Here is a 19,907-nt window from a genome sequence, read left to right as displayed (position 1 = left end):
GGAGGCCGTCAGGGGTGAGACTCGGTCCATGGAGCGTATGACCGAGACCGAGTGGCGGGGCTTTTTGTTGGCGGGGCCGCCGCGCACCGGAAAACTTGCCACCGTACGTCCCGACGGTCGGCCGCACGTGGCGCCGGTCTGGTTCGACCTGGACGATCGCGGCGACACGGTGGAGCTGGTGTTCACCACGTTCGCGTCATCGGTCAAGGGGCGCAACCTCGCCAACGATCCGCGCGTGAGCCTGTGCGTGGACGACGAACGGCCGCCGTACGCCTATGTGGTGGTCGAGGGCGAGGCCCGACTCTCGGTCGACCCGGTCGACCTGCGCGTGTGGCCGAGCCGGATCGCGGCCCGCTACATGGGCGCCGACAAGGTGGTCGAGCGCGAGCCCGTGGAGGGCGAGCAGGTGGTGCACGTGCACATCCACCACGTGGTGGCGGACCGGAACATCACGGGCTGAGCAGGCCTTTCGCACATTCGTTCCGCGGGACCGGTACACCTCGCACACTTCGCACACCCCGCACGCCACAGGACCCGCACATGTCGTGCGGGTCCTGTGGGTGGGGCGGGGCTTCGATGCCCGGGGATCAGCCCAGCAGGCCGCCCAGGGGCTTGGTGCCGCTGCCGCCGGATTTCGGGGTGCTGCCGGAGCCGCCGGAGCCGCCGGGGTTCGCACCGGCCGAGCGGGGGGAGCCGGACGCGGTCGGGGCCGGGGCCGAGGTCGGCTTCCGGTCGGTGGCATCGGCCGGGGCCGACTTGGCCGCGCCGGTGGAGGCACTCGGCTGCGGGGTGGTCGCCGCACGCGGGGTGGCCTGCGCGGCGGTGCCCTCCTTGGCCGGGCCGGCCGCCGCCGAGGGTTCGACCACCGGCGGACGGGGTTGACCGGCGACCGCGCCGGCCGGCTGCCCGGCGGCGGGGACGACCGGGGCCGAGGACTCGGCGGGCCGACCCGGCTCGCCGACCCGCCCGGTGTCCGACTCGTCGGGGTGCCGGTGGCCGCCGCCGAGCAGCGAGCCCGCGAGCAGCGTCGCGCCGACGCCCGCGAACGCCAGCATCGAGCCGTAGCCGAGCTTGCGCCGCCGGGCCCGGACGGGGGTGACGATCGGACCACGCCAGGTCCGCAACGACAACCACGCGTCCGCCGAGTACATCGGCGCGCCCGCGAGCGCCAACGGGCTGAACGCGGCCAGGAAGACCAGGTAGGGCGCGTGGTACGGCGAGGACCCGGTACCCACCGCGATCAGCACGCCCAGCGAGAGCAACATCCCGAGCAGCCCGGCGAGCCGGGTCCACAACCCGAGCACCACCGCGAAGCCGACCACCACCTGGCCGAAGGCGAACAACAGCCCCGCCCCGATCGCGTGATCGGCGGCCAGGTCCATCACCGACGGCGACAGACTCCCGTCCCGCAGCACGCCGATGCGATGCCCGAACGAATCGCTCGACCCCGGATCCAGGAAGCCCGGCGCATAGAGCTTGCGCAGCCCCTCGACCAGGAACGCCCCGCCGAGGAACAGCCGCAACGGCAACAACACGGTGCCGGCCTGCACACTCCCCCGGCGCGCGTGCGTGGGCGCCGCGGCGGTCCCGTCCCGCTCCCGCACACCCGCCCCCGGACCACGCCGGGCAGGCGGCACCCGCCGCCGGGGCCCGTCGTCACGAATCACCGGGAGCCGCGTGGTCGCGTCGTCATCCGCCCGGTCACGCGGCCCGGGCACAGGTTTGGGGGCGGTGCCGATCCGGGGGCCGGCGATCACCACCCGCAGGGTCTTCGTGGGGGTGGCGACCGCCGCCGGATCGCCGGGATCACGCACCGCCGCGGGCGAGGGCAACAGCCCGACAGCACCGCCGAAGCTGCCTTCCGATCTGGTGTCCACGCACCACTAACCGCCCAAGGTCCCCCAAGGATGCGGCCCACCACGTATTACCCCATGCAACCCACAAACCCCCAAACCTCCCGCTACACTCCGCCCCGCGGCGCGGCGCGGCGCGCGGCGCGGCTACACAAACGCAGGACTCCCACCGAGACCGCCACATTCAGCGACGGGGCGAAAGGCCGCTGGGTTGTCCCGAGTGAGCCGGGCGCTCCCGGCGCAGGTTGCACCTGTGGTGACGGCCGGCCGATGCGGGGTTCATCCGAGCCGGTGATGGCCCGCCACCGGCGTGCGGGGCTGCGAGACCCCGGCTTTTGGCGCGCGACGGGCACGTTGCTCGGCGAAAACCGGCCTGCAGCGGCGGGATGGGTGGGCGCTCGGGTCGAGTCCGCCAGGGTGCCTTCCCGAGTGGGCCGGGCGTCCTCGGCGCACGTTGCGCTGTTGGTGGCGGGTGGCGGGTGGCCGGTCCGGGGCCGGTCCCGAGTCGGTGGTGGGCCGCCGCCGGCGACTCGGACCAGCCCCGCACCGGCCACCCGCAACCACAAGCGCAACGCCCGCCGGAAACACCCAGCCCACCCGGGCCCCGGCGAACCCGCCCCGACAGCCCCCGAGCGCCCGACCCGGTCCGGCCCCGCCCGTGTCGCCCGTCTACCCCCCGCCTACTTCGCTCCCCGTCGCCTGGCCACCTCGTACAGCACGATGCTTGCCGCGACCCCCGCGTTCAGGGACTCGTTGCCGCCGGCCATCGGGATTCGGACCGTGATGTCGCACGTTTCCTGCACCAAGCGGCCCAGGCCCTTGCCCTCGGAGCCGACGACCACCACCAGGGGCTCCGTGGCCGCGGCCAGTTCGTCGAGGGTGATGTCGCCGTCGGCGGCCAGGCCGACCACCGTCAGGCCGGCCTTCTTGTAGGCCTCGAGGGCTCGGGTGAGGTTGGCTGCTCGGGCCACCGGCATGCGGGAGGCCGCGCCTGCCGAGGACTTCCAGGCGCCGGCGGTCATTCCGGCGGCGCGGCGCTCGGGGACGACCACGCCGTGGCCGCCGAAGGCCGCCGCGGAGCGGATCACCGCGCCGAGGTTGCGCGGGTCGGTGACGCTGTCGAGCGCGACGACGAGGGGTGTTTCGGCGCGGTCGTGCGCCTCCACCACGAGGTCGTCCGGGTGGGCGTACTCGTACGGCGGCATCTGGAGCACCAGGCCCTGGTGGATCGCGCCGTCGGTCATCCGGTCCAGCTCGGGGCGCGGGATCTCCATCAGCGGGATGCCCCGCGTGTTGGCGATCTTCATCGCCTCGCGCACCCGGTCGTCGCTGTCGATGTACTGCGCGATGAACAGCGACGTGGCCGGCGCATCGGCGCGCAGCACCTCGAGCACCGAGTTGCGGCCCGCGACCAGCTCGGACGCGCTCTTCCCGCCCCGACCGGGACGCCCGCCCGCGGGACGCCGGGCCGCAGGCGCGGCGGCTTTGCGCTTGGCCGCGGCGTTGGCCGCGCGCTGCTTCGCGTGCCCCTTGCGCATCTCCGCGGGCGGCGTCGGCCCCTTGCCCTTCAGCGCCCGGCGGCTGTGCCCACCAGTACCGACCGAGGGCCCCTTCTTGCTTCCCTCGTTGCGCTTGTTACGGCGCTCCGTGTTGCCGGCCATGACGGGTACATCCCTTCGATTGCTTCATCAGCAGCTGTGTTGCGATCCGTACGATCCTGCGGTCGCCCACAGAACATCCGCGGGACAACCACAGGACAACCGTTACAACCGTACGGCCGGTCCGCCACCTCGTGGCGTTCCGGCCGTACGGCGCGTTCTCGTCGAGCCTTCCCGGGCCCGAGGGCGACTCAGTCCCGGTGCAGCGTCCACCGGGGGCCGTGCGGCGTGTCCTCCACCACGATCCCGGCCGCCGTGAGGCTGTCCCGGACCGCGTCGGCGGCGGCGTAGTCCTTGCGTGCCCGGGCCGCCTCGCGCTGCCCGAGGGCGAGCTTGACGAGGTGGTCGACCACCCCGCGCAACTCGTCGGAGCGACCGGCGGAGGCGCCCGCCGTCCACTGCTCCGACAGCGGGTCCATGCCGAGCACGCCCAGCATCGCCCGCACATCGGCCGCGTGCCGTACGACCGCGTCCTTGTCGCCCGCCGCCAGCGCGGTGTTGCCGTCGCGCACGGTGTTGTGCACGACCGCCATCGCCTGCGGCACACCCAGGTCGTCGTCCATCGCGTCGGCGAACACCGCCGGCACGTCGGCCGTCGGTTCGATCGCCCCGGTCTGTTCGCCGGCCCGCTCCAGGAAGCCCTCGATCCGCCCGAAGGAGACCTCGGCCTCGCGCAGTGCCTCCTCGCTGTACTCGATCATCGACCGGTAGTGCGGGGTGGCCAGGTAGTAGCGCAGGACCAGCGGCGACCAGCGCTTGAGCATCTCGGAGACGAGCACCGAGTTGCCGAGCGACTTGCTCATCTTCTCACCGCTGAGGGTGACCCAGGCGTTGTGCATCCAGTAGGCGGCGAACGCGTCGCCCGCCGCCTTGGACTGGGCGATCTCGTTCTCGTGGTGCGGGAACACCAGATCCAGCCCGCCGCCGTGGATGTCGAACGCCGCGCCCAGGTACTTGTGCGCCATCGCGGAGCACTCCAGGTGCCACCCCGGACGACCGTGTCCCCAGGGCGTCTCCCACGACGGCTCGCCGGGCTTGGCCGCCTTCCACAGCGCGAAGTCGCGCCGGTCCCGCTTGCCCGCCGCGCCCGTGCCCGCGTCCTCCGCCTCGCGCATCGCGTCGGGCTTTTGACCGGACAGCGCACCGTAGGCCGGGAACGAGGAGACGTCGAAGTACACGTCGCCGCCGGACGGATAGGCGTGCCCCGTGGCGATCAGCCGGTCCATCATCGCGACCATCTCGGGGATGTGCCCGGTCGCCCGGGGCTCCACGGTCGACGGCAGGCAGCCGAGCGCGGTGTACGCGTCGGCGAAGGCCCGCTCGTTGGTCTGCGCGACCTGCCAGTAGGGCACACCCTCCGTGCAGGACTTGGCGATGATCTTGTCGTCGATGTCGGTGACGTTGCGGCAGAACACGACGTCGTTGCCGCGGTGGGCGAACCACCGGCGCAGCACGTCGAAGTTCAGCCCCGATCGGATGTGCCCGATGTGCGGAGGTGCCTGCACGGTGGCACCACACAAGTAGATCGAGACCTGTCCCTCGACAAGCGGCACGAAGTCCCGGACCGTGCGGGTGCTGGTGTCGTACAGGCGCATGCTCACACGCGCAAGCTTAGAGCGTCGGGACGGCGCGGCGTGCGCCGTTATCCCTCGGTTCCCGGCCCGACCGGCACCACGAGCGCGGTGGCGATCGCGGCCACTCCCTCGGCCCGCCCGGTCAGCCCCAGACCGTCGGTGGTGGTCCCGGACACCGACACCGGCGCGCCGGCCGCGGCCGACAACACGGCCTCCGCCTCGGCCCGCCGCCGCCCGACCTTCGGCCGCACCCCGATCACCTGCACCGCGATGTTGCCGATCTCGAATCCGGCCGCGCGCACCAGTCGCGCCGCCTCGGTCAGCAGGGTCGCTCCCGACGCCCCGGACCACTGCGGCCGCGAGGTGCCGAAGTGCGCGCCCAGATCGCCGATGCCCGCCGCCGAGAACAACGCGTCGCACGCGGCGTGCGCGACCACGTCGGCGTCGGAGTGCCCGGCCAACCCGGTCTCCCCGGGCCAGAACAGCCCGGCCACCCACAACTCGCGCCCCGCCTCGAAGGCGTGGACGTCCACCCCGATCCCGGTACGGGGCAGCACCACCCGAGCCGCGTGCTCACCGGACAACGTCGATCTCCGTACTCTCCGCGGCACCGTCCGCCTCGTCGGCGCGCGCCTGCGCCGCCCGCTCCGCTCGGCGCTCCAAAAGGGCGCGGGCGAGCAGCAGGTCGAACGGTCGGGTCACCTTGAACGCCTCTTCGGAACCGGGCACCACCACGACCGTGCCGCCGGTGCGCTCGACCATCCCGGCGTCGTCGGTCGCACCCTCCGCGCCGAACCCGTCGGCCTCGGCGTGGGCGCGCGCCAATACCGCCCGCCGAAAACCCTGGGGGGTCTGTACGGCGCGCAACAACGATCGATCGACCGTGCGCACCACGGTCTCCGCGCCGTTCGCCGCGGCGACCTCCTTGACCGTGTCGACCACGGGCAACGCGGGCACCACCGCGTCGGCCCCGTCGGCGACGGCGGCGATCACCGCCTCGACCACGTGGGCCGGCACGAACGGACGCGCGGCATCGTGTACGAGCACGATGTCGTGATCGGCCGGCACCGCCGCGAGGGCGAACCGCACCGATTCCTGGCGTGTCGCACCGCCCGCGACCACCCGCACGGGTGATTCCGCGGGCAGTTGCGCACGCAAAAGATCCCGGACACCGGCGACACCGTCCGGCGGTGCGGCGACCACGACCGCGGTTACCCCGCGGGCGGCCAACAGCGACCGGACGGCGTGCACCAGCATCGGGATGTCCCCAAGCTCACGCAACGCCTTGGGCGCACCGGGACCGAGCCGTTCACCACGCCCTGCAGCGGGCACAAGGACCGCAGTGTTCAACGAAGTCCCCTCAAACCACCCGGGCGCCGACGCCACATGGCGCCGACACCGCACCGGCGGATCCGTCCGTCATCGACGGGCGGATCCTACGGCTCAGGAAGCCAGGACCTCGTCGAGGATGGCCTCGGCCTTGTCCTCGTTCGTGTTCTCGGCGAGCGCCAACTCGCTCACCAAGATCTGCCGAGCCTTCGCCAGCATGCGCTTTTCGCCTGCCGACAGGCCGCGGTCACGCTCGCGGCGCCATAGATCGCGCACGACCTCCGCGACCTTGATAACGTCACCGGAGGCGAGCTTTTCCAGGTTCGCCTTGTAACGTCGTGACCAGTTCGTCGGTTCCTCGGTGTGCGGAGCACGCAGTACCTCGAAGACGCGGTCGAGCCCTTCCTGGCCCACCACGTCTCGAACACCGACGAATTCCGCGTTGTCCGCGGGCACGCGGACGGTCAAATCACCCTGGGCGACCTTCAACACCAAATAGGTCTTGTCCACACCCTTGATCGTGCGCTGCTCGATCGCCTCGATCAGCGCGGCCCCGTGATGGGGGTAGACCACGGTGTCGCCAACCTTGAACGTCATGTGACAGGTACCCCTTCCGTGGCTTTCTAGGGTAACACGGGACACGCCCCTACTGAATGACGTTTCCGCAGGTCAGGGCCTTAGTCGGGGCTTGACAAGCAGCCTGTGGGCGTGCTGGGACAGGGAACCCCACACCCGTAGGTCTCAAACAAATAGGACAAAAAGCTCGTCTTGAGGGTGCGTCGGCCGCTCTCGCGCGACCCAAATGCCCCACCCGCATCACCGGAGTCGGACCGAACCCGGCGGCCTTGCGCCGACTCCGTCCCGGCGAAGGCGCCGCTCGGCGCGGTGAGCCGCGTACAAGTGGTCCTCCCGGCCTGAGTACGCTGTCCCCGGTCATCGTGACCGGTCCAGGATCCGAGATCTTCAAGGAGATGCCGCCGCCGTGAGCCGCAGCCTTCGACGCGGCGCCCTCGCCGCCACCGTCGCCGTCGTCCTTCCCCTGGCCGCGGGCTGCGCCAGTGGCAAGGAAGCCGAGACCAACAAGATCAAACCCGACACGGCCAGTACGGCGTTCGGTTCGCTCAAGATCCAGAACGTCCAGCTGGTGACGAGCGAGCCGGGCAAGAACCTGGTCGCGCTCGGTGGCGCGCTGTTCAACGAGGGCACCGCGCCCGAGACGATCACCAAGGTGACGGTGGACGGCGCGGGACAGGCCCTCGGCGGCCCGCTGACCATCCCGGCGGGCGGCGCCGCGTACCTGGTCGACCGTCCCCAGGGAATGGCCGCCGACGACCCGCAGGGGCGCGTCTACCTCGGTCCGCTGGTCTTCCCGAACGCCGCCAAGGTCGAGGCCGGTTCGTTCCGCCGGGTGACCTTCGCGTTCGGCACCGCCGGCGAGACCTCGCTGGACGTCTCGGTGCACTCCCCGTCGAGCTACTACGCGCAGCTGAAGCCGACCCCGGCCTTCACCCCGCCGCCGCCCGCGCCGCCGGCCGCCTCGGCGCCGGCCACCGCGCCGCCGAACACCGCGCCGGCCACCGCCAACACGGGCGGCGCCACGGCCCCGGCGAGCGGCAACGGCGCCTCCGGTACCCCGCGCAACAGCGCGTCGGCCCCGGCCGGCGGCTGACGCCGTACCCGCGCCGTCGTCACGTTGGGGGCCGGGCGACCCCGGCCCGATCAGGGCTCGAACTTGTACCCGAGACCGCGCACGGTGACCAGGTAGCGCGGGGCGCCCGGGTCCGGCTCGATCTTGGCCCGCAGTCGCTTCACGTGCACGTCCAGCGTCTTGGTGTCGCCCACGTAGCCGACGCCCCAGACCCGGTCGATCAATTGCATCCGGGTGAGCACCCGGCCCGCGTTGCGCAGCAGCACCTCGAGCAGGTCGAACTCCTTGAGCGGGAGATCGATCCGCCGACCCTCCACGGTGACCCGGTGGGCCTCGACGTCGAGCCGGACCGGACCCGCCTCGATCGCGCGCGGCTCGTCCGTCTCCACCCCGCCCTGGCGGCGCAGCACGGCGCGGATCCGGGCGATCAGCTCTCGGGTCGAGTACGGCTTGGTGACGTAGTCGTCGGCGCCGATCTCCAGGCCGACCACCTTGTCGACCTCGCTGTCCTTGGCGGTCACCATGATGACCGGCACGTTGGACTTGGCCCGCAGCCCGCGGAAGACCTCGGTGCCCGGCAGGCCGGGCAGCATCAGGTCGAGCAGGACCAGATCGGCGCCGCCCTGGTCGAACAGCTCCAACGCCTCGGGGCCGGTGGCGGCCACGGCCACCTCGAAGCCTTCCTTGCGAAGCATGTACGACAGCGCGTCGCTGAAGGACTCTTCATCTTCGACGACGAGCACACGGGTCATCGTGATGCCTCCATGGATGGGGTCGACGATGTCATCGACATCGATTGAGAGGTACTGGACTTGAAGGGCAGCACCAGGGTGAAGGTGGATCCCACACCCTCCAGGCTGCGCACGGTTACCTCTCCCCCGTGGCCCGCCGCAATGTGCTTGACGATGGACAGGCCCAAGCCGGTACCGCCGGTGGCCCGCGAGCGGGCCGGATCGACACGGTAGAACCGCTCGAAAATGCGATCCAGGTCACGCTGGGGAATGCCCAGGCCCTGGTCGGAAACGGTGATGACGGCCATCCGCGCCTCTGCTCTGACCTCGATGTCGACCCTCGTCCGCGCAGGACTGTAGTTGACCGCGTTCTCGACCAGATTGCCCAGGGCCATCACCAGTTGATTGTGGTCCCCCGGCACGATCAGCTCACGATCGCCCCCGATCGCGAGGGTGATCTGCTTCGACTCCGCCGCCTGCCGGCAGCGGTCGGCGGCCTCGGCCACCAGGTCGTCGAGCGGTACCGGGCCCACGTGGTGCAGCGGATGGTCGTTCTGCACCCGGGACAGGTCGATCAGTTCCTGGACCAGGTTGGTCAGCCGGGCCGACTCGATCTGCATCCGGCCCGCGAAGCGGATGATCGCCTCGGGGTCGTCACTGGCGTCCATGACCGCCTCGGCCAGCAGTGAGAGCGCGCCGACCGGGGTCTTGAGCTCGTGGCTCACGTTGGCCACGAAGTCGCGGCGCACCGCGTCCACCCGGCGCGCCTCGGTGCGGTCCTCGACCAGGAGCAGCACCAGCCGAGAGCCCAGCGGCGCCACGCGCGCGGACACCTCGAACTCGTGCGCCTCGCCGTCGGCCCGGGCGAGCAGCAGGTCGCGCTGCCTTATCTCGCCGTCGCGCCGGGTCTCCTTGGCCATCGCCAGCAGGTCCTCGGGCACCAGTTGATCCCCGCGGACCAGGCCGAACTTGTAGGCCGCGGAGGACGCCTTGACGACCGTGTCGAACTCGTCGAGGACCACGGCGGAGGAACGCAGCACGGACAACACCGTGGCCACTCCGGGCGGCAGAGAAGGGGCCGCGGCGGGCGCCGCGGCCGTACCTCTGCCCTGGGCCCGCTCACTCCAGCGGAAGGCCAGGGTGCCGGCCACACCGACGGCCAATCCGGATACAGCGGCCAAAGCGGCGGCGGCAACGTTCACGTCCACATGTTCCAGGGTAGAGCTGACCCGAACGGGTGAAACCGTCCAGAGGGTCCGTCGTGCAGATCTTCATGTGTCGTTCATCCGTGCGCCACGCCTGTCACCGGTGATCGTTCGGAGGTCGTCATGTCCGACCCGCAGACCCCGCCCCAACCGAGGGCTCCCGTGCCGGGCTGCAACTGCCCGTCCAGTTGTGGCTGTGGCTGTAAGTCCGGTTCCGCGTGCAATTGTGGCGGCAGTTGCGGTCGCTGAACGGGCGCTCGGGCCGATGAGCCCGGCCCGTGCGGAGCGCCCGGCCCCTTCCGTGACAGGCGGGCGCTCCGCGCGGAGCCGATCGGGCCTTCACCCGATGTTCGTGTTCACTTCCGTCCCTGGTTCTTGACCGCTTCGATCGCGGCCGCCGCGGCCTCGGGGTCGAGGTAGCGGCCACCGGGGGTGACGGGGCGCAGATCCGCGTCCAGTTCGTACAGCAGCGGGATTCCGGTGGGGATGTTGAGGCCGGCGATGTCCGCGTCCGAGACGCCGTCCAGGTGCTTGACCAGCGCGCGCAGCGAGTTGCCGTGCGCGGCCACCAGGACCGTGTCGCCGCCGAGCAGGTCCGGCACGATCGCGTCGTACCAGTAGGGGAGCATGCGCTCCACGACGTCCTTGAGGCACTCGGTGCGCGGGCGGATCTCCACCGGCAACGACGCGTAGCGCGGGTCGGCGAACTGCGAGTACTCGTCGTCGTCGGCCAGCGGCGGCGGCGGGGTGTCGTAGGAGCGGCGCCAGAGCATGAACTGCTCCTCGCCGAACTCCTCCAGGGTCTGCTTCTTGTCCTTGCCCTGAAGCGCGCCGTAGTGCCGCTCGTTGAGCCGCCAGGAACGCCGCACGGGCAGCCAGTTCAGGTCGGCCACGTCCAGCGCGAGCTGGGCGGTGCGGATCGCGCGGCGCTGGAGCGAGGTGTGCAGGACGTCGGGCAGCACGCCCGCGTCGAGCAGCAGTTGCCCGCCGCGCGCGGCCTCCTTCTCCCCCTTTTGGGTCAGGTCGACGTCGACCCAGCCGGTGAACAGATTCTTGGCGTTCCATTCGCTTTCGCCGTGGCGAAGAAGTACCAGTTTGTACGGAGCATCAGCCATGGCAAGGAGCGTAATCCACCACCGCGTGGCCCTATTGCCCGCGGTTCTCCGGGGCGGCGAAGCGGGCGAAGGCCTCCAGGTTGCGCAGGGATTCGCCGCGTTCGACGCGCCAGTCCCATTCCCGGCGGATCGAGGTGGCGAAGCCGATCTCCAGGAGGGTGTTGAAGCTGTCGTCGGCGGTCTGGAGCACCACGCCCAGGATCCGGTCGATCTCCTCGGCGCTCACCGCGGCCAGCGGGAGCCGGCCGTTCAGGTACACGTCGCCGAGTTTGTCGACGGCGAAGGCCACCCCGTACATCCGCACGTTGCGCTCCAGCAGCCAGCGGTAGAAGGCGGCGTGGTTCTCGTCCGCGTGCCGGATCACGAACGCGCTCATGGTCAGGCTGTGCGCGCCCACCGTGAGCGCGAGCGCCGTTTTGAGCTTGCGGGTGCCCGGCAGCACCGCGACGAACGTGTGCGGCGCGGACTGCTCCCACTCGACGCCGGCGTCGTCCAGGGCCGCGCGCACGGTGTCCGCGGCCCGCTCTCGTTCGGTTTCCACGGACTGCCCCATTCGTCGCCCCTCTCGCCCCGGTACCCCGACGCTACTGCCCGCCCACGACCCACCCACGCGGGGCCGTGCTGCGGGCCAGTGTGTCGGCGTACACCTCGGCCATCGAGGCCGCCGCCGCCGCCCAGCCGAAGGAGGCCGCGTGCCGCACCGCGCCCTCGGCGTAGTCCTCGCGCAGCCGGGGGGCGCGGATCAGGTCACGCAGGGCCAGGCCGTAGTCGACCGGGTTGTGGCCCCGGACCAGGGTGCCGGAGACGCCGTCGCGCACGGCGGTGGGCAGTCCGCCGACCGCCGCCGCGACCACGGGCGTCCCGCACGCCTGGGCCTCGATGGCGACCAGGCCGAAGGACTCGTTGTAGGAGGGCACCACCGCGACGGTGGCCGCGCGGTACCAGTCGGCCAGCACGTCCTGGCGCACCGGGCGCTGGAAGCGGACCACGTCGTGGATGCCCAGCGTCGCGGCCAGCTTGTGCAGGTGTTCGGGCGCGGCCATGCCGTTTCCGCTGGGGCCGCCGACCACCGCGACCACCAGCGAGTCGCGCAGCGTGGGGTCGGCCTGGAGCAGATGGGCGATCGCGTACAACAGCACGTCGGGGGCCTTGAGCGGCTGGATCCGCCCGGCGAACAGGATCACCGTGGCGTCCTCGGGCACGTCGAGGCGGCGGCGCGCGGCGGCCATGTCGCCGGGGCAGAACGTCTCCAGGTCCACCCCGGGGTTGACCACCGCGACCTGATCGGGCTCCGCGTCGTAGAGGTCGATCAGCTGGTCGGCCTCCTCGACGGTGTTGGCGACCAGCCGATCGGCCGCCTCGACCACCTGGGACTCGCCGATCACCCGGGCCCGGGGCTCGGGGGCGTCGCCGCCCGCGAGGGAGGCGTTCTTGACCTTGGCCATCGTGTGCATCGTGTGCACCAGCGGCACGCCCCAGCGTTCCTTGGCGAGCCAGCCCACCTGGCCGGAGAGCCAGTAGTGCGAGTGCACCAGGTCGTAGTGTCCGGGGTCGCGCATCGCCTCGGTGCGCAGCACGCCGGAGGTGAAGGCGCACAGCTGGGCGGGCAGGTCCTCCTTGGACAATCCCTCGTAGGGCCCGGCGGTGACGTGCCGCACCAGGACGCCCGGGGCCATCTCGACGACCGGCGGCAGGTCGCTGCCGGTGGCTCGGGTGAATATCTCCACCTCGATGCCGAGCGCGGCCAGCCGCTTGCTCAGCTCGACGATGTAGACGTTCATCCCCCCGGCGTCGCCGGTGCCGGGTTGGTGCAGCGGGGAGGTGTGAACGCTGAGTGTCGCGATTCGACGAGGTGCCCCCCGGCGCGCTCCCCATGTGATCGCGCGCTGGACGTGGTGGCTCACTCGTTGACCTCCCTGGCCGGCCCCGTGCCCTGTCGTTCTGTTGTGCGGAACTACCAGTTGTACCGAGCCGTCGCGGACGAGGTCCGCCCGGCCCGCCGTCGCGGCCCAACTCAAGTCCCAACCCATCGTGGTCGGGCGGGATTCCCGGGCGGGGTGTGATCCACGCCCCTGCGGGGGCGTACAGAGGTGTTCGCCTACGCTGCGAGCATGGGCACGCGCGGCAAACCGGGCATCGGCGCCCCGGGAGCGGGGACGGGAGCGGGGTCCCGGTCGCGGCCGGCCGGGGTGATCACCCGTGGTACCACCAACGCGAACCGGCTGCGCCGGGTCGACCGGTGGCTGACCGGCGTACACGGGCGGCTGCTGCGGGCCGCGGCCGATCCGCTGGTGGTCGACGTCGGCTACGGGGCGTCACCGGTGACCACGGTCGAGTTGGCGCGCCGACTGCGCACGGTGCGGGCCGATGTCGCGGTGGTCGGCTTCGAGATCGACCCGGAGCGGGTGGCTGCGGCCTTGCCGTACGCCGGGAACGGGCTGACCTTCGCCCGGGGCGGCTTCGAGGTGCCGCTGCCGGCCGGCCGCTCGGCGACCGCGATCCGGGCGTTCAACGTGTTGCGGCAGTACGACGAGGACGCGGTGCCGGCGGCCTGGGCGCGGATGTGCGCCCGCCTCGCGCCGGACGGGGTGCTGGTCGAGGGCACGTGCGACGAGTTGGGTCGGCGTGCGGTGTGGCTGGGCATCGGGTCGGACGCCCGGCCGCGCACGGTCACCTTCGCCGCCCGGTTGGCGGGTCTGGGGCGGCCGTCCGAGTTGGCCGAGCGGTTGCCGAAGGCGTTGATCCATCGCAATGTGCCGGGCGAGCCGGTACACGCGTTCCTGACCGCGTTCGACCGGGCCTGGGACCTGCACGCGCCGCTGGCCGCGTTCGGCGCCCGGCAGCGCTGGCTCGCGGCGACCGCGACGCTGGCCCGGGACTGGCCGGTGTGCGACGGCCCGGCGCGCCGGCGGCAGGGAGAGGTGACCGTTGCGTGGTCGGCGGTGGCGCCGCCGGGGCGCGCCCACGCTTCCCAGCGCGGGTCGGCACTGCCCGACCGACTGTATTGATACATTCTGGTGACTCGTGTCCGATCCGAAACGGCACATGAAATCTTGAACACACCGCGTTGATCCGGACGTGGAACAGCTCGGCGTGTCGTCCTGGATTGCACTGATACGCCCGTTCCGATATCCGGACGATCTCGAATAGTCCCCTGCCGATCACAGCCGGAACATGCAAGGATCCGACGCTGAACCGGTGCCCGGGAACTGCCGTCCCGAAAGCGCGGGTTCCGGTCGGCGTCGCCGCATGAAATCGTCCGCAGCGTCTCCAGGACAAGCCGTTTTCCGAAAGGGCGAAAGCATGGTGAAACTCGGGGGCCGGATCGGTCTGCGAACCCGGGCCGTGACCAGCTGCGGAGCGGCACTGTTGTGCGCGGTCCTGTTCGGCGGCAACGCGTGGGCGGCTCCCGACGCGCCGCCGGTGCCGCCGCCCGCCAACACCGCGATCACCTCGGTCCAGGATCTGCTGGCCGCCCAGGCCCGGGTGCAGGAGCTGTACCGCCAGGCCGAGCAGGCCACCGAGCGATTCAACGCCACCACCGAGCAGTTGGGTCGCACCCAGATCAAGGCCAACGACGTGAACGCGGGCGTGGTGTGGGCCCGGCAGAACGTCGAGAAGGCCAAGGAGGATCTGGGCCGACTGGCCCGACTCCAGTACACGACACGGGGCATGGACCCGCTGCTGACCCTGATGTTGTCCGCGGATCCCGCGCAGTTCCTGCGCGACGCGCCCACGTACGAGCGGGTCTCGCAGTCGCAGCTGGACACCATCGCGCGCGCCAAGCAGGCCGAACTCCAGCTCACCGCAATGCAGAAGAGCGCGGACGCCCAGCTCGCCGAGAGCCGTCGGCTGGAGCAGGAAGCCGCCGCGACCCGGACCGACATCCAGTCCCGGATCACCGAGGCCGAGAAGATACTGGCCGGCCTCACCCCCGAGCAGCTGGCCGAACTCGCCCGGATGGAGGCGCTGTCGGCGGAGGCCGGTCAGGCCCAGCTGAACACGCTGATCGGCAAGCCCGACCAGCAGACCACGCCCAAGGCGGCGTTGGCCATCGCGTTCGCGATCGACAAGATCGGCAAGCCGTACATCTGGGGCGGCGTCGGCCCCGAGGGCTACGACTGCTCCGGCCTGACCTCGAAGGCCTGGGCGTTCGCGGGCGTGCCGATCCGCCGCACCTCACAGGAGCAGTGGGCGTCGCTGCCGCGCGTACCGCTGGCCGACATGCGCCCCGGCGACCTGATCGTCTACTACTCCGACGCGAGCCACATCGGCATGTACCTGGGCAACGGCAAGATCGTGCACGCCCCCCGTCCGGGCCGCACGATCACCGTCGCCAACGCCGGTTCGATGCCGATCCTGGGCGTGGTACGACCCGACGCGGGCGCGGGGACGGTGAACGCCCCGGCGATCCCGAACGTCCCGGGCCCGCCGCCCACCACGCCGCCGGTGACACCGCCCGTGACCACTCCGCCCGTGACCACTCCGCCGGTGACCACACCGCCCGTGACCACGCCCCCGGTGACGACGCCTCCGGTGACCACTCCGCCCGTGACGACGCCTCCGGCGAGCACGCCCCCGCCGTCGACGCCACCGGCGACGGGGACGGGCAGGCCGAGCGGGTCGAAGTCGGGAACGCCGGCGCGTGGGTCGGGAACACCTTCGGGCGGGTGATCGCGGGTTGCGAACGAGGTTGGTGACCGGGCCTCGTGAGCGGGATCGCGTGCACGCATCGAAGGGGCCGGGCCTGCGGGCTCGGCCCCTTCGCGTTGGCGGTCGGGCGCTGGACGCGGCGGCGCGGTTCCGGGGCGAGCCGAACCCGGGGTCGCGCCGTGCCCGCCCACGGCGACGCGACCGGCTCGCCGTGGGCCTACAACGCGGCCACCGCTGCCTCGAAGGCGATATACGCGCGGGCCTCGAACAGCACGAAGCGGGCCTCCGTCACGGCGGACGGTGTGCCGTGGACCGTCTCCACGGCGATGCGCGCCGCGTCGTCCATCGGCCAGCCGTAGCTGCCGGCCGAGACGGCCGGGAAGGCCACGGTCGATGCGCCGAGGTCGTCGGCCACGCGCAGGCACTCGCGGTAGCACGAGGCGAGCAGGGCGGAGCGGTCCTCGGCGCGGCTGTACACCGGGCCCACGGTGTGGATGACCCAGCGGGCCGGGAGGCGGCCCGCGGTGGTGGCTACCGCCGCGCCGGTGGCCAGGCCGCGACCCAGCTCGGCAGCACGCAGCGCCCGGCACTCGGCCAGGATCTCCGGGCCGCCCCGGCGGTGGATCGCTCCGTCGACGCCGCCGCCGCCCATCAGGGAGGAATTCGCCGCGTTCACGATCGCGTCCGCGTGTTGCTCGGTGATGTCGCCGCGAACCAACGTGATCCGTGTCATGCCGACGAGCCTGCCGGCCGGGGCCTCGGCACCGCCGGCGCATTTCCCCGCAGGGGTGACGCCGCGAAGCGGCGCCGGTCGGGGGTCCGGGGCGGGGGACCGTACGGTTATCGGCTCGGGCCGGCCCACGCTATCGTCCCTTTTCGATTGCCGAACTTCGATTGCCGAACGACGCCGCGTCCGTGCGGCGGCATCATTCCGGAGGTGGTGGCGTGCGCCCCGCGTACGGCGGCGACGGCGGAGCGGTCGAACGGACCGGCTACCGCGCGGGTCCGGTGTCCGTCCCCTCGGCATCGGGTCCGATCGCCCACGTGGCGCGTCCGCTGCGCGTCCTGCTGATCGAGGACGACGCCGGGGACGCCTTCCTGGTCGAGGAGTTGCTGGCCGACTCGCCGGATCCGATGGAGATCGTCTGGGCGCGCTCGATGGCCGAGGCGATGGTCGGACTCGGCGAGGACGTCGGGTGTGTCCTGCTCGACCTCGGGCTGCCCGACGCCGAGGGGCTCAACGGGCTGCACCGGCTGTTGGCGTTCGCGCCGCGGACCGCGGTGATCGTGCTGACCGGGTTGGCCGACGCGCATCGCGGGTCGGCCGCGGTGGCCGCCGGTGCCCAGGACTACCTGGTCAAGCAGGAGATCGACGGCTCGCTGCTGTCCCGGGCGATCCGCTACGCCCTGGAGCGCAAGCGGGCCGACGAGTCGCAGCGCCGCCTGGTCGAGTCGGAGTTGCGCGCGCAGGAGAACGCCCGGCTCGAACGCGGACTGCTGCCCGCCCCGATCCTGCGCGACCCCTCGCTCGACTTCCTCGCCCGCTACCGCCCCGGTCGACAGCGCGCGCTGCTCGGCGGCGACCTGTACGACGCGGTGCAGACCGCCGACGGGCGGGTGCACGTGATGATCGGCGACGTCTGCGGACACGGCCCGGACGAGGCCGCGCTCGGGGTCAACCTGCGGATCGCCTGGCGCTCGCTGATCTTCGCCGGACTCACGGGCGGTGACCTGCTCACCACGCTGGAACGAATCTTCGAACACGAGCGGCGCTCGGACGAGATGTTCGCCACGCTGTGCATGACCATCATCGAACCCGACCGCCACCGGGGTCGGGTCTACCTCGCGGGCCACCCGGCCCCGCTGCTGATCACCCCCGAGGGGGTGGCGCCGCTGTCCGAGGGCGCCACCGGACCGGCGCTCGGGTTGTTCCCCGACGGCCGGTGGGGGTACGAACCGATCGACCTCGGCCCGGACTGGTCGCTCCTGCTCTACACCGACGGGCTGATCGAGGGCCGGATCGGTCGGGGCCCGGAACGCCTGGGCACCGACGGCCTGTTGCCACTGATCACCCGCCTGCTCGCGGCCGGGGGCACCGGCTACGACCTGATCGACTCCGCCGTCGCCGCGGTGGAGGAGTTGCACGGGGACAGCCTCAACGACGACGTCGCGGTGTTGCTGCTCCGATACGATCCGAACCATCCGCCGCACCGCGCCCCGGGCGAACACCCGGTGTTGCCCGGCCCGGCGACCGGTGAGGGCCGCACGGCATGAGTCGACGCGAGCCACGACAGCGACCCGGCGGCCCCCGCATGCGCCAGGTCGTCGGCCTGGGGCTTGGCCTGCTCGCGCTGGTCATCGTGATCTCCGCGGTGATCGGCGCACTGGCCATATCCCGGCTGAACGACTCCCGCAGCACCGTCCTGGAGCGGCTCGAACCGGCCGCCAACGCCGCGCTGCGCCTGGAGAACGCGCTGGTCGACCAGGAGACCGCGGTGCGCGGCTGGATCCTCAGCGGCGACCCGAGCTTCCACGAGTCGTACACGCAGGCGCGGTCCGAGGAGGACCGGGCCTACGCGGCACTGGAGCGGCTGCTGCCGAACTCCGTCGACGGGGACCGGCTGCGCGCCGACCTGGTCGAGGTGGGCGCCCGGGCCCGGGCCTGGCGGATGGGGTACGCGGAGCCGGCCTTCGCCGATCGCCCGGGCATCGCCGCGGTGCCCGACCAGGGCAGGGGGCTGTTCGACGCGGTGCGCGCGAGGACCTCGGTCCAGCAGGCCGATCTGGGCGACGAGCGGGCCGCGGCGCGGCACGAACTGTCGCGCGACTCCACCATGCTGACCGCGACGCTGATCGCGGTGGCGGTGTTGTTCGCCGGGCTGCTGATCGCCATCGCGGTGTTCTTCCGCCGGATGGTCACCAGCCCCCTGGAGCATCTGGGCGAGCAGGTCCGGCGGGTCACCGAGGGCGAGTACGACCACGCGCTGACCGGGCGCGGCCCGGCCGAGATCGCCGCGCTCGCGCAGGACGTGAACTCGATGCGCGACCGCATCCTGGAGGAGTTGCACAGCACCGAGGCGGCCCGCGCGCTGATCGACGAACAGGCCGAGGACCTGCGCAGATCCAACGCCGAGTTGGAGCAGTTCGCCTACGTGGCCTCGCACGACCTGCAGGAGCCGCTGCGCAAGGTGGCCAGCTTCTGTCAGCTGTTGGAGAAGCGGTACCAGGGCCAACTGGACGAACGGGCCGACCAGTACATCGCCTTCGCGGTGGACGGCGCCAAGCGGATGCAGACGCTGATCAACGACCTGCTCGCGTTCTCCCGGGTGGGCCGGCTGGACACCGAGCTGGGCGACGTCGATCTGCGGGAGAGTCTGGAGCGCGCGCTGCACGCGCTGGCCGCGGCCCGTGAGGAGAGCGGCGCGAAGATCACCGCCGATCCGCTGCCCACCGTGCCGGGCGACGCGGTGCTGCTCGGGCAACTGGTGCAGAACGTGGTCGGCAACGCGATCAAGTTCCGCACCGGGGAGACTCCAAGGGTGCACGTGGGCGCCCGCTGGGACGGCGAGCAGTGGGAGTTCGCCTGTGTCGACAACGGCATCGGGATCGAACCGCAGTACGCCGACCGGATCTTCGTGATCTTCCAGCGCCTGCACCCGAAGGACGCCTACGGCGGCACCGGCATCGGACTGGCCATGTGCAAGAAGATCGTCGAGTATCACGGCGGTCGGATCTGGCTGGACACCGAGGTCACCGCCGGCACCACGATCCGCTGGACGCTGCCCGGCCCGCCGCCCGCCTCGGACGAGGCGGCTCACCAGGGGCCGTAGGGCCCCATGTTGTTGCGGCCGCCGCCGCGCCGGCCGCCGACCTCCTTGAGCGCGGGGCGCACGTCGACCATGTAGACGATCGCCGCGACCAGGCCCGCGAGGGTGAACATCAGGCCAAGGCCGCCGGTCGGCAGCACGTCGACCACGACAGCGACGCCGAGCAGGATCAGCCAGAAGGACTTCTTCTTCTTGTCGGCGGCGCGATACGCGTCCTCGCGCCGAAACGCCGCGTCGAACAGGCAGAAGACCTTGAGCAGGAGGATGCCGAGGAACAGCCACGTCAGCGCCTGGTCGAACTTGGCCGTCAGCAG

19 protein-coding genes are annotated in these 19,907 nt (G+C 71.8%); 6 read left to right on the top strand and 13 right to left on the bottom strand.

What is annotated here, in order from left to right; all coding sequences use genetic code 11:
• Nucleotides 1–28 precede the first annotated feature (28 nt).
• Nucleotides 29–460: a PPOX class F420-dependent oxidoreductase gene (locus tag ACWGR4_RS29950; protein WP_380008892.1), complete on the top strand. Its 432-nt coding sequence runs from the start codon at nucleotides 29–31 to the stop codon at nucleotides 458–460.
• Between the two features lie 127 nt (nucleotides 461–587).
• Here ACWGR4_RS29950 and ACWGR4_RS29945 read toward each other — a convergent pair whose 3' ends face one another.
• The 6 genes from ACWGR4_RS29945 to ACWGR4_RS29920 form a co-directional block, all read right to left on the bottom strand.
• On the bottom strand, nucleotides 588–1,877 hold the full coding sequence (locus ACWGR4_RS29945) for a TQO small subunit DoxD (protein ID WP_452134127.1): 1,290 nt from the start codon (nucleotides 1,875–1,877) through the stop codon (nucleotides 588–590).
• 656 nt (nucleotides 1,878–2,533) lie between these two features.
• Entirely contained in the window at nucleotides 2,534–3,514 is a 981-nt protein-coding gene (rlmB, locus tag ACWGR4_RS29940; RefSeq protein ID WP_380008886.1) for a 23S rRNA (guanosine(2251)-2'-O)-methyltransferase RlmB, read from the bottom strand.
• 188 nt (nucleotides 3,515–3,702) lie between these two features.
• Nucleotides 3,703–5,112, bottom strand: a complete 1,410-nt coding sequence (gene cysS, locus ACWGR4_RS29935) for a cysteine--tRNA ligase (RefSeq protein WP_380008883.1) — start codon at nucleotides 5,110–5,112, stop codon at nucleotides 3,703–3,705.
• Between the two features lie 41 nt (nucleotides 5,113–5,153).
• Nucleotides 5,154–5,669, bottom strand: coding sequence for a 2-C-methyl-D-erythritol 2,4-cyclodiphosphate synthase (gene ispF / locus ACWGR4_RS29930; RefSeq protein WP_439676155.1), 516 nt, complete (start codon nucleotides 5,667–5,669; stop codon nucleotides 5,154–5,156).
• Nucleotides 5,659–6,471, bottom strand: a complete 813-nt coding sequence (gene ispD / locus ACWGR4_RS29925) for a 2-C-methyl-D-erythritol 4-phosphate cytidylyltransferase (RefSeq protein ID WP_452133997.1) — start codon at nucleotides 6,469–6,471, stop codon at nucleotides 5,659–5,661. Before ispD ends, ispF begins: the two co-directional genes overlap by 11 nt.
• Before the next feature lie 57 nt (nucleotides 6,472–6,528).
• Nucleotides 6,529–7,011, bottom strand: coding sequence for a CarD family transcriptional regulator (locus tag ACWGR4_RS29920; RefSeq protein WP_020552233.1), 483 nt, complete (start codon nucleotides 7,009–7,011; stop codon nucleotides 6,529–6,531).
• Nucleotides 7,012–7,396: 385 nt separating this feature from the next.
• Between ACWGR4_RS29920 and ACWGR4_RS29915 the strand changes: the two genes are divergently transcribed.
• Nucleotides 7,397–8,083, top strand: a complete 687-nt coding sequence (locus ACWGR4_RS29915; RefSeq protein WP_452133998.1) for a hypothetical protein — start codon at nucleotides 7,397–7,399, stop codon at nucleotides 8,081–8,083.
• A gap of 50 nt (nucleotides 8,084–8,133) precedes the next feature.
• Here ACWGR4_RS29915 and ACWGR4_RS29910 read toward each other — a convergent pair whose 3' ends face one another.
• The 5 genes from ACWGR4_RS29910 to mshA form a co-directional block, all read right to left on the bottom strand.
• Nucleotides 8,134–8,814: a response regulator transcription factor gene (locus ACWGR4_RS29910; protein WP_078975976.1), complete on the bottom strand. Its 681-nt coding sequence runs from the start codon at nucleotides 8,812–8,814 to the stop codon at nucleotides 8,134–8,136.
• Complete coding sequence (locus tag ACWGR4_RS29905) at nucleotides 8,811–10,001, bottom strand: sensor histidine kinase (RefSeq protein ID WP_235618594.1); 1,191 nt, start codon at nucleotides 9,999–10,001, stop codon at nucleotides 8,811–8,813. The genes ACWGR4_RS29910 and ACWGR4_RS29905 overlap by 4 nt, the downstream gene beginning before the upstream one ends.
• A gap of 353 nt (nucleotides 10,002–10,354) precedes the next feature.
• On the bottom strand, nucleotides 10,355–11,113 hold the full coding sequence (locus ACWGR4_RS29900) for a phosphoglyceromutase (protein ID WP_452130190.1): 759 nt from the start codon (nucleotides 11,111–11,113) through the stop codon (nucleotides 10,355–10,357).
• Between the two features lie 31 nt (nucleotides 11,114–11,144).
• Entirely contained in the window at nucleotides 11,145–11,666 is a 522-nt protein-coding gene (locus tag ACWGR4_RS29895) for a YbjN domain-containing protein (protein ID WP_452130189.1), read from the bottom strand.
• A gap of 31 nt (nucleotides 11,667–11,697) precedes the next feature.
• On the bottom strand, nucleotides 11,698–13,017 hold the full coding sequence (gene mshA, locus ACWGR4_RS29890; protein ID WP_452130188.1) for a D-inositol-3-phosphate glycosyltransferase: 1,320 nt from the start codon (nucleotides 13,015–13,017) through the stop codon (nucleotides 11,698–11,700).
• Nucleotides 13,018–13,224: 207 nt separating this feature from the next.
• On the opposite strand from mshA, the gene ACWGR4_RS29885 reads away from it, so the two are divergent.
• Both ACWGR4_RS29885 and ACWGR4_RS29880 read left to right on the top strand, forming a co-directional pair.
• Nucleotides 13,225–14,121 carry a class I SAM-dependent methyltransferase gene (locus ACWGR4_RS29885; RefSeq protein ID WP_452130187.1) on the top strand — a complete coding sequence of 299 codons (897 nt, stop codon included), beginning with the start codon at nucleotides 13,225–13,227 and terminating at the stop codon, nucleotides 14,119–14,121.
• 295 nt (nucleotides 14,122–14,416) lie between these two features.
• Entirely contained in the window at nucleotides 14,417–15,787 is a 1,371-nt protein-coding gene (locus ACWGR4_RS29880; RefSeq protein ID WP_452130186.1) for an NlpC/P60 family protein, read from the top strand.
• 196 nt (nucleotides 15,788–15,983) lie between these two features.
• Here the strand turns inward: ACWGR4_RS29880 and ACWGR4_RS29875 are convergent, their stop codons facing one another.
• Nucleotides 15,984–16,499 (bottom strand): O-acetyl-ADP-ribose deacetylase, encoded by a 516-nt coding sequence (locus ACWGR4_RS29875; RefSeq protein ID WP_452130185.1) that lies wholly within the window; start codon nucleotides 16,497–16,499, stop codon nucleotides 15,984–15,986.
• Between the two features lie 212 nt (nucleotides 16,500–16,711).
• Here ACWGR4_RS29875 and ACWGR4_RS29870 point away from each other — a divergent pair, with 212 nt between their 5' ends.
• Nucleotides 16,712–18,040 (top strand): PP2C family protein-serine/threonine phosphatase, encoded by a 1,329-nt coding sequence (locus tag ACWGR4_RS29870; protein ID WP_452130184.1) that lies wholly within the window; start codon nucleotides 16,712–16,714, stop codon nucleotides 18,038–18,040.
• Nucleotides 18,041–18,078: 38 nt separating this feature from the next.
• The gene (locus ACWGR4_RS29865; protein ID WP_452130183.1) at nucleotides 18,079–19,596 is read left to right on the top strand and encodes a sensor histidine kinase; all 1,518 of its coding nucleotides are present in this window, start codon (nucleotides 18,079–18,081) and stop codon (nucleotides 19,594–19,596) included.
• Here ACWGR4_RS29865 and ACWGR4_RS29860 read toward each other — a convergent pair.
• The gene (locus ACWGR4_RS29860) at nucleotides 19,581–19,907 is read right to left on the bottom strand and encodes a DUF2516 family protein (RefSeq protein ID WP_380009214.1); all 327 of its coding nucleotides are present in this window, start codon (nucleotides 19,905–19,907) and stop codon (nucleotides 19,581–19,583) included. The genes ACWGR4_RS29865 and ACWGR4_RS29860 overlap by 16 nt on opposite strands.

The sequence above is a fragment of the Embleya sp. NPDC055664 genome, from assembly GCF_053618075.1.
This window is presented reverse-complemented; position numbering and strand designations above follow the sequence as displayed.

Bases quoted from the DNA above. Each gene is read 5' to 3' on its own strand.
- ACWGR4_RS29950 (WP_380008892.1), top strand. From the start codon at position 29: ATGGAGCGTATGACCGAGACCGAGTGGCGGGGCTTTTTGTTGGCGGGG.
- rlmB (WP_380008886.1), bottom strand. From the start codon at position 3,514: ATGGCCGGCAACACGGAGCGCCGTAACAAGCGCAACGAGGGAAGCAAG.
- ACWGR4_RS29920 (WP_020552233.1), bottom strand. From the start codon at position 7,011: ATGACGTTCAAGGTTGGCGACACCGTGGTCTACCCCCATCACGGGGCC.
- ACWGR4_RS29910 (WP_078975976.1), bottom strand. From the start codon at position 8,814: ATGACCCGTGTGCTCGTCGTCGAAGATGAAGAGTCCTTCAGCGACGCG.
- ACWGR4_RS29900 (WP_452130190.1), bottom strand. From the start codon at position 11,113: ATGGCTGATGCTCCGTACAAACTGGTACTTCTTCGCCACGGCGAAAGC.
- ACWGR4_RS29895 (WP_452130189.1), bottom strand. From the start codon at position 11,666: ATGGGGCAGTCCGTGGAAACCGAACGAGAGCGGGCCGCGGACACCGTG.
- ACWGR4_RS29885 (WP_452130187.1), top strand. From the start codon at position 13,225: ATGGGCACGCGCGGCAAACCGGGCATCGGCGCCCCGGGAGCGGGGACG.
- ACWGR4_RS29880 (WP_452130186.1), top strand. From the start codon at position 14,417: ATGGTGAAACTCGGGGGCCGGATCGGTCTGCGAACCCGGGCCGTGACC.
- ACWGR4_RS29875 (WP_452130185.1), bottom strand. From the start codon at position 16,499: ATGACACGGATCACGTTGGTTCGCGGCGACATCACCGAGCAACACGCG.
- ACWGR4_RS29865 (WP_452130183.1), top strand. From the start codon at position 18,079: ATGCGCCAGGTCGTCGGCCTGGGGCTTGGCCTGCTCGCGCTGGTCATC.